This window comes from Undibacterium sp. FT79W, assembly GCF_014284215.1.
Taxonomy (GTDB): Bacteria; Pseudomonadota; Gammaproteobacteria; order Burkholderiales; family Burkholderiaceae_D; genus Undibacterium; species Undibacterium aquatile.
On the sequence record NZ_JACOGB010000024.1, the window covers coordinates 1 to 614 of the forward strand.

Here is a 614-nt window from a genome sequence, read left to right on the forward strand (position 1 = left end):
CGGATTGCCTCGCTGTCATAGCCTTTGTCGGCAATCATGGCACCCGCCTTTGGTAATTTCGCGATCAATTCCGGCGCGGCCTTGCAGTCATGGATCGCGCCACTGGTGATATCAAAGTCGATGGGTAACCCATACCCATCCACCGCCAAATGAATCTTCGTGGTATTGCCAGCACGACTTTTTCCTATGCCTTCATCGCTATCGCTTGCCGCTCCCCCGCTGTGCTGATGGGCTTTGGCGTAGCTGCCATCGATAAAGATCCACTCCACATCCGGCGCAATCACCAGGGCTTTAAAAACCTTGAACCACTTGCCGCTGGCTGACCAGGCATTGAACTTTTTATAGATCGAGTTCCAACAAGCAAAGGCGGCTGGCAGGTCTCGCCATGGACAGCCTATTCTCATGCGATATAGCATGCCTTCGACCATCAGGCGTAAATCTCGCTTGTTATAAATACGTTCTTGAAGCAAACTCTTTCGTAGCTTCGACCAGAGCTCGTCATTGAGCAGTAATCGGGGCATGGCAAACTCGTGTTGGATCGGTGTGAAAACCTTAACAATACGAGTTTGCCTTTCTTTTTCAAAGGCTTACGTTCAAACGTCAACAGACCCTAG

Annotated in this window: 1 protein-coding gene; it reads right to left on the bottom strand. The window is 50.5% G+C overall.

The features are described 5' to 3' along the window. Positions 1-521 (bottom strand): IS5 family transposase (locus H8K38_RS18195; RefSeq protein ID WP_186886264.1); only part of this gene is annotated, 521 nt, incomplete at its 3' end. Between the last annotated feature and the right edge of the window lie 93 nt (positions 522-614).